General features: G+C 71.4%; 7 protein-coding genes and 2 rRNA genes. 6 read left to right on the top strand and 3 right to left on the bottom strand.

The features are described 5' to 3' along the window. Positions 1-28 precede the first annotated feature (28 nt). Together G3I40_RS16640 and G3I40_RS16645 are read left to right on the top strand one after the other, a co-directional pair. Entirely contained in the window at positions 29-1564 is a 1536-nt protein-coding gene (locus G3I40_RS16640) for an MFS transporter (protein WP_164302932.1), read from the top strand. Positions 1565-1598: 34 nt separating this feature from the next. Then, complete coding sequence (locus G3I40_RS16645; RefSeq protein WP_164302933.1) at positions 1599-2192, top strand: NAD(P)H-dependent oxidoreductase; 594 nt, start codon at positions 1599-1601, stop codon at positions 2190-2192. Between the two features lie 16 nt (positions 2193-2208). Here G3I40_RS16645 and G3I40_RS16650 read toward each other — a convergent pair whose 3' ends face one another. After that, positions 2209-2754 (bottom strand): GNAT family N-acetyltransferase, encoded by a 546-nt coding sequence (locus G3I40_RS16650; RefSeq protein WP_164302934.1) that lies wholly within the window; start codon positions 2752-2754, stop codon positions 2209-2211. A 106-nt stretch (positions 2755-2860) separates the two neighbouring features. Between G3I40_RS16650 and G3I40_RS16655 the strand changes: the two genes are divergently transcribed. From G3I40_RS16655 to G3I40_RS16670, 4 genes are read left to right on the top strand one after another with little or no spacing between them, the layout of a single operon-like run. Continuing rightward, a complete protein-coding gene (locus G3I40_RS16655) occupies positions 2861-3790 on the top strand; it encodes an ATP-binding cassette domain-containing protein (RefSeq protein ID WP_164302935.1) in 930 nt (309 codons plus the stop codon). Beyond that, positions 3787-4569, top strand: a complete 783-nt coding sequence (locus G3I40_RS16660; RefSeq protein WP_164302936.1) for an ABC transporter permease — start codon at positions 3787-3789, stop codon at positions 4567-4569. The genes G3I40_RS16655 and G3I40_RS16660 overlap by 4 nt, the downstream gene beginning before the upstream one ends. 41 nt (positions 4570-4610) lie before the next feature. Then, positions 4611-5855 carry a histidine kinase gene (locus G3I40_RS16665; RefSeq protein ID WP_343244944.1) on the top strand — a complete coding sequence of 415 codons (1245 nt, stop codon included), beginning with the start codon at positions 4611-4613 and terminating at the stop codon, positions 5853-5855. Beyond that, complete coding sequence (locus tag G3I40_RS16670) at positions 5852-6520, top strand: response regulator transcription factor (RefSeq protein WP_164302937.1); 669 nt, start codon at positions 5852-5854, stop codon at positions 6518-6520. The genes G3I40_RS16665 and G3I40_RS16670 overlap by 4 nt, the downstream gene beginning before the upstream one ends. A gap of 53 nt (positions 6521-6573) precedes the next feature. Here G3I40_RS16670 and rrf read toward each other — a convergent pair. Next, positions 6574-6690, bottom strand: a 5S ribosomal RNA gene (gene rrf, locus G3I40_RS16675). Between the two features lie 87 nt (positions 6691-6777). After that, a 23S ribosomal RNA gene (locus G3I40_RS16680) occupies positions 6778-7009 on the bottom strand; the annotation flags it as partial.

Genomic DNA, 7009 nt, shown 5'->3' on the forward strand with positions numbered 1-7009 from the left:
ACTACAACCTCGGTTGTACTTTATCGCCATGGCAACCGCATCCCAGGATTCGGCGGCCCGCGCAGTCGGCGGCAGCCGCCCCACCTCCACCCTCCTCGTCGTCCTCCTCGGCATGCTCACGCTCCCGATGGCCATGTCCGGCACCACGGTGGCGCTGCCCCGCATCGGCGCCGACCTCGGCGCGGCCGGCGCGACCCTGCAGTGGGTCGTCGTCGGCTACTTCCTCGCCGCGTCCTCGCTCATGCTGGTCGCGGGCTCGCTCGGCGACCTCTACGGCCGCCGCCGCATCCTCACCCTCGGCGCCGCGCTCTACACGGCAGGCACCCTGGCCTCGGCCCTCGCCCCGAGCATCCTCGTCCTGGACGCGGCCCGGATCCTGTCCGGCGTCGGCGCGGCGGGCGTCATGGCCAGCGGCGGCTCCCTGCTCGCCGCGACCTTCACCGGCCCGGCCCGCACCCGCGTCTTCGCCTCGCTCGGCACCACGGCGGGCCTCGGCCTCGCCTTCGGCCCGACGTTCTCCGGCTGGCTCGTCGACGCGCTCGGCTGGCGCCCCACCTTCCTGTCCTACGCCGCCGCGGGCGTCGTCATCCTCCTCGGCACCCGCCTGATCAGCGAGTCCCGGGCCGACGTCCGGCCGCGCGTGGACAAGGCGGGCGCCGCCGCGTTCATCGCGGGCCTCGCCCTGGCCCTCTTCGCGATCACCCAGGGCTCCAAGTCCGGCTGGGGCTCCGTGTGGACGCTGCTCCCCGGCGCCGCGGCCCTGGCCCTCCTGTGCACGTTCGTACGCATCGAGCAGCGCCTCGTCCGCACCGGCACGGGCCGCCCGATCCTCGACCTGCGGCTCGTCCGCAACCCGGCGTTCCTCGGCTGGGCCGTCGGCTCCTTCGGCCTGGGCGCGGGCACCACCGGCGTCCTCACCTTCCTGCCCACCTACCTCCAGGGCACCAGCGGCACGACTGCCCGTGCGGCCGGCCTGACCCTCCTGCTGATGACGGTGCCGATACTGCTCCTGCCCCCGCTCGGCGCGCGCCTCGTCAACCGGGGCGTCCCGGCCCGCCATCTGCTGGTCCTGTCCCTGCTCCTCATCGGCACCGGCAACGCCTGGCTCACCACCCTGCACCCCGGCATCTCCGCCACCGCCCTGGCGGGCCCGCTGCTCACCATCGGCGCCGGCCAGGGCCTGTCCATCGGCATCATCGACGCGCAGGCCATGTCGATGGTCGCCCCGTCCGAGGTCGGCATGGCCTCCGGCTTCCTCAACACCGTCCGCGGCGGCACCGGCGCCGTCATGCTGACCGTCTTCGGTGCCTTGCTCCTCGCCTCGCTCGAATCCCGGCTGGGTTCAAGGGACTTGGCGGCGCGGGTGACGGCGGGCGCCGGCGGCCACGCCCAGGAGTTCACGGGTTCCTGGCAGGTGGCGCTGTGGTCGGTGACAGGGCTGATGGCCGTCCTGGCGGCAGTCAGCGCCGTCCTCCTCTCCCCCGCGGGCAGGCGCGCGGCGCGACAGCGGGCACGGCCCGCGAGCCCGAGCACCGAGAACATCCCGTCCCCAACGGCCCGCTAGCTTCACCGCCCCCCACCGACGACAGGGAGTCCCCATGTCCAGCCCGAAGAACAGCCCCCTCCGCGTGGCCATCGTCATCGGCTCCACCCGAGAGGGCCGTCTCGCCCCCACCGTCGGCACCTGGTTCACCGACCAGGCCGCGGCCCACGCCCCCGACACCCACTTCGACATCATCGACCTGGCCGACCTCGACCTTCCGGACGCCCACCCCGCCTGGGGGTACGAACCCACCCCGCACCAAGCCGAGTTGGCGTCCCGCGTCGACGCCGCCGACGCCTTCGTGATCGTCACCCCCGAGTACAACCACAGCTTCCCGGCCCACCTGAAGCACTTCATCGACCTGCACCGCACCGAATGGCAGGCCAAGCCCGTCGGCTTCGTGTCGTACGGCGGCGTCGGCGGCGGCCTACGGGCGGTCGAACAACTCCGGCTGGTGTTCGCCGAGTTGCACACGGTGACGATCCGGGACGGCGTCAGCTTCCACCGGGTGACCGGCGACCACTTCGCCGAGGACGGCCCGGCCCACGACGAGCAGGGCGCAGCCGGGGCCGCCAAGGTCCTGCTCGACCAGCTGGACTGGTGGGCCACCGCCCTGCGCACGGCCCGCACCGAACGCCCTTACAGCTGACGCCTGTTGCCGAGGACTACGGCTTGTCGATCCCCATCTCGTACTCCATCTTGGAGGGGTCCCCGGTGAATCGGGCGACCCCTCCGGTGCGTACGAAGCCGAGCCGCCGGTAGGCCGCCGCGGCCCGCGCGTTGTCCTCGTGCACGTACAGCCGCACCCACCGCACCTCGTCGAGCGTCCAGGCCCACTCCAGTGCGGCGCCGAACAGCGCCTGCACCACCCCGGCCCCGCGCGCCTCGGGCCGCACGTACACGCCGACGATCGCGCCCTGCCGCCGCTCGACGGGCGCACCGAAGAGGTCGATCGAGCCCGCCTCCTCGACGAGCAGCACGACGGAGCCGACGAACCGCCCGTCCGGATCCTGCGCCACGAACATCCGGGCACTCGTCCCGTGCGAGTTCCCCGCGGCCCGGTCCTGCCAGAAGGCATCGGGCCGGGCGAGGGCCTCCTCGTAGGACTCCAGGAAGGCGATCGGCGCCACCTCGTCCCGCAGCGCGTCGAGCCGCAGCTCCTTCAGGGCGCGCCACTCGTCGGGGCGTACGGGCCGGATCTCGTAGTCCATGCGCCGCACCCTACGGGCTCGTAGTACCCGGGTACTACTGCCTTTTCCGCGGTCGGATGCCCAGGTCGGACGCGGCAGGAACGCCCTCACCGGCATCTTCGGAGGCATGACGATCCGAGCCCACGGCCTCACCAAACGCTACGGCGACAAGACCGTCGTCGACGACCTGACCTTCGCGGTCGAGCCCGGCACGATCACCGGTTTCCTCGGCCCGAACGGCGCCGGCAAGTCCACGACCCTGCGCATGCTCCTCGGTCTCGACGCCCCCACCGCAGGCCGCTCCACCATCGGCGGCCGCGCCTACGCCACCCACCCGGCGCCCCTGTGCGAGGTCGGCGCGCTCCTGGAGGCGAAGGCCGTCCACCCGGGCCGCAGCGCCTTCCACCACCTCATGGCCCTCGCCCACACCCACGGCATCCCGCGCGCCCGCGTCGAGCACGTCCTCGACCTCACCGGCCTGACCGACGTGGCCGGCAAGCGCGTCAAGGGCTTCTCCCTCGGCATGGGCCAGCGGCTCGGCATCGCCGCGGCCCTGCTCGGCGACCCGGCCACCATCGTGCTCGACGAACCCGTCAACGGGCTCGACCCCGAGGGCGTCCTGTGGATCCGCACCCTCCTCAAGTCCCTTGCCGGCCAAGGCCGTACGGTCCTGGTCTCCTCGCACCTGATGAGCGAGATGGCACTGACCGCCGACCACCTCGTCGTCATCGGCCGCGGCCGTCTCCTCGCCGACACCACGGTCGCCGACCTCGTCCGCGCATCGGGCGCCGCCTACGTCAAGGTCGTCACGCCCGAGGCGGCCCGCCTGCGCGACCTGCTGACCGGCGCCGAGACGACGGCCGAGACCTCGGACACCCTGCACGTCCGCGGCGTCGAGGCCCCCGACATCGGCCGCCTCGCCGCCACACACGGCGTCCCCCTCTTCGAACTCACCCCGCACACCGCCTCGTTGGAGCAGGCGTTCATGAACCTCACCCACGACGCGGTCGAGTACCAGGCCACCACGGACAAGCCCCTGACGGGAGCGGCACGATGACGACGACCACGCCCCCAGCGCCGTACGCGCTCACCCCGCGCCGCGTCCTGCGCTCCGAGTGGCACAAACTCCGTACGCTGCGCTCCACTTGGATCACCCTCGCGGTCGCCTGCGCACTGGTGATCGGCGTCGGCATCACCATGGGATCCACCTACGACGGCGACGACTCGGAGATCGACACCGTCGTCTTCGTCCTCCTGGGCACCCAGCTCTCCCAGATCTGCGTCGCCGTGCTCGGCATCCTGGTCACCGCCGGCGAGTACTCCACCGGCATGATCCGCGCCTCGCTCACCGCGGTGCCGCGACGGCTGCCCGTGCTGTGGTCCAAGGCCGCGGTCTTCGCGACGCTCGCCTTCTCCCTCACCTTCGTGACGAACGTCGTCACGTTCCTCCTGGCCCAGCTCTGGCTCTCCGACACCGACAAGGCGCTGTCCCTCACCGACTCCGGCGTCCTCGGCGCCCTCGCCGGCAACGCGGCGGCCGTCACCCTGCTGAGCCTGGTGGCCCTCGGCCTCGGCGCCCTGCTGCGCTCGGTCCCGGCGGGCATCGGCGCCTTCGTCGGCCTCGTCCTGATCCTGCCCGAGGTCCTCGCCATGATCCCGGCGGACCTCGTCCAGGACGCCCTGCGCTACTTCCCCACCAAGGCGTCCGAGTCCCTCGGCGCGATGACCCGTACCGGGGACGCGATCCCTCCGGCGGCAGCCCTGCTCAGCCTCTGCCTGTGGGCGGCCGCGACCCTGCTCACCTCGGCCTTCCTCCTCAGGCGCCGCGACGTCTGACACCCGCACCACCCTGAGGAACGTACGAGGATGATGACCAGGTGACGGATCACGAGCAGCCCCGCGCCCCGCAACCGCTCGCCCAGTACGCCCAGCGCCTCACCGAGCGGGTGCGCGCCTTCGACCGGCGCCGCCCGCTGGTCTGGGACCTGCTGGTGACGGGGTTCTTCGTGATCGCGGCGCTCACCGACGGCACCGGCGGCTGGCGCAACACCGCAGCCGATCCCCAGGCGCCCGAGTGGCTGGTCGTCCTGATGAGCCTGGGCCTGTCCGTACCGGTGCTGTGGCGACGCCGCCACCCGCTCGCGGCCCTCACCGCGACCGCGGCCGCCAGCGTCGTCAACAACTGGACGGGCAGCTGGCTGCAGGCCGCCCTCATCCAGTTCGTCATCGTGTTCAACATCGCGCTGCGCCTGCCCCTGAAGACCCTCGGCCGGGCAGCCGTCCTCACCATCCTGCCCATGACGGCCACCTTCCTCCGCTACCCGTCGGGCAGTTGGGACCAGCTGATCGTGCCGCAGCTGTGGTGCTTCGTCCTGGTCGCGCTCGCGGGCATCGCCGTCCGCTCCCGCCAGGACCACACCCAGGCCCTGGTCGAACGCGCCCGCCGACTAGAGGTAGAACGAGACCAGCAAGCCCAGCTCGCGGCCGCCGCCGAACGCGCCCGCATCGCCCGCGAGATGCACGACATCATCGGCCACCACCTCTCCGTCATCACGGGCCTCGCCGACGGCGGCTCCTACGCGGCCGCCCGCAGCCCGGAACGCGCCGGCCAGGCCCTCACCGCGATCGCCACGACCAGCCGCCAAGCCCTCACGGAACTCCGGCGCCTCCTGGACGTACTGCGCGAGGAATCCACGCAGGAGCCGCCGGGGACCCCGGAGTTGGCACCGCAGCCCGCGCTGACGGACCTCGACGCCCTCGTCGACGGCGTCCGCACGGCGGGCCTCCCCTGCACGTTCGAGACCGCGGGCGCCCCCGCCGCGCTCCCGCCGGGTATCCAGCTCGCCCTGTACCGCATCACCCAGGAAGCCCTCACCAACGCCCTCAAGCACGGCGGCCCGCACACCACCGCCACGGTCGACCTCTCGTACGCGTCCGACGCCGTCACTCTCACGGTCACCGACACGGGCCACGGCGGCGCCCCCGCGCCCGGCGGCCGCGGCCTGACGGGCATGCGCGAGCGAACTGCCCTGTACCACGGCACACTTGACGCAGGCCCCCAGCCCACCGGCGGCTGGCGGATCACGGCCCGGCTCCCTCTCCCGAAGGAAACGACCAGGTGACCTCGGTCCTCATCGTCGACGACCAGCCCATGCAACGCTTCGGCTTCCGGATGCTCCTGGAGAGCCAGGACGACCTGACCGTCGCCGGCGAGGCCGGTACCGGCACGGAAGCGGTCCACCTCGCGTCGACCCTGCGCCCCGACGTCGTCCTGATGGACATCCGCATGCCCGGCATGGACGGCATCGAGGCGACCCGCCGCATCACGGCCTCGGGCTCCGATGACCCGCGCATCCTCATCCTCACCACGTTCGACATGGACGAGTACGCGTACGCGGGCCTGCGGGCCGGCGCTTCCGGCTTCCTCATCAAGGACGCGCTCCCCGAGGAACTTCTGGCAGGAATCCGCGCGGTGGCCGCCGGGGACGCGATCGTCGCCCCCAGCCTGACCCGCCGCCTCCTGGACGCGTACGTGGAACACCTTCCGGCGACTCCTGGCGCACCCGCGGCCCCGGATCCCCGCATCGCCTCCCTCACGGACCGCGAGCGCGAGATCCTCACGGTCATCGCCCAGGGCTGGACCAATGCGGAGATCGCCCGGCGTCTGCACCTCGCGGAATCCACGGTGAAGACCCACGTCTCCCGCATTCTGGCGAAGACGGGCGCACGGGACAGGGTGCAGGCGGTGATCGTCGCGTACGACGCGAAATTGGTGGAGCCCGCATAACGCAGAAAAGCCCCGGACCGTATCCCGGCCCGGGGCTTTTCCATTCAAAATTAGTTCGGCGGCGTCCTACTCTCCCACAGGGTCCCCCCTGCAGTACCATCGGCGCTGTGAGGCTTAGCTTCCGGGTTCGGAATGTAACCGGGCGTTTCCCTCACGCTATGACCACCGAAACACTATGAAACTGTCAACCGCACCGTACGTGACCATGTACGGGGTTGTTCGTGGTTTCAGAACCAACACAGTGGACGCGAGCAACTGAGGACAAGCCCTCGGCCTATTAGTACCAGTCACCTCCACCCGTTACCGGGCTTCCAGATCTGGCCTATCAACCCAGTCGTCTACTGGGAGCCTTAACCCCTCAAAGGGGGTGGGAGTCCTCATCTCGAAGCAGGCTTCCCGCTTAGATGCTTTCAGCGGTTATCCTTTCCGAACGTAGCCAACCAGCCATGCCCTTGGCAGGACAACTGGCACACCAGAGGTTCGTCCGTC

The sequence above is a fragment of the Streptomyces sp. SID14478 genome, assembly GCF_010548525.1.
In the GTDB taxonomy this organism is placed as follows: Bacteria; Actinomycetota; Actinomycetes; order Streptomycetales; family Streptomycetaceae; genus Streptomyces.